The organism is Bacillus sp. LR--39, assembly GCF_053613335.1.
The window spans coordinates 1-726 of sequence record NZ_JBSIOT010000833.1 but is presented as its reverse complement, the minus strand read 5'-3'; the positions used below and the strand labels follow the sequence as shown (position 1 = coordinate 726).

Here is a 726-nt window from a genome sequence, read left to right as displayed (position 1 = left end):
TATGACGGATTTTTATATTTGCGCGGCGGGATTAAAAGCGTGGGCATGGTTCGGCCAGGCCGGATTATCCAGTTTGCATCCCAAGGGTTTGTGGTATTTGCTCCTTTTTACAGAGGAAATCAAGGAGGAGAAGGCAATGAGGATTTTGCCGGAGAAGACAGGGAGGATGCATTTTCTGCTTTTCGCCTGCTTCAGCAGCACCCAAATGTCAAGAAGGATAAAGTCCACATCTTCGGCTTTTCCCGCGGCGGAATTATGGGAATGTTTACTGCTATCGAAATGGGCAGGCAGGCAGCTTCATTTGTTTCCTGGGGAGGCGTCAGTGATATGATTCTTACATACGAGGAGCGGCAGGATTTGCGGCGAATGATGAAAAGAGTCATCGGCGGAACACCGAAAAAGGTGCCTGAGGAATATCAATGGAGGACACCGTTTGACCAAGTAAACAAAATTCAGGCTCCCGTGCTGTTAATCCATGGAGAAAAAGACCAAAATGTTTCGATTCAGCATTCCTATTTATTTGAAGAGAAGCTAAAACAACTGCATAAGCCGGTGGAGACTTGGTACTACAGTACATTCACACATTATTTCCCGCCAAAAGAAAACAGGCGTATCGTACGGCAGCTCACACAATGGATGAAAAACCGCTGACAGTGAAATATGTTATGATAAAGAAAAAAGAGAACGAAAGGGGATTTCACTTTGGGAATGCCTATTGAATTTAAT

The 726-nt window shown here is 44.8% G+C and carries 1 protein-coding gene; it reads left to right on the top strand.

All coding sequences use genetic code 11. From position 1 onward, the window contains the following. A partial coding sequence (locus tag ACWHAR_RS26860; protein WP_452088399.1) for an alpha/beta hydrolase family protein occupies positions 1-651 on the top strand: 651 nt, incomplete at its 5' end. Positions 652-726 lie beyond the last annotated feature (75 nt).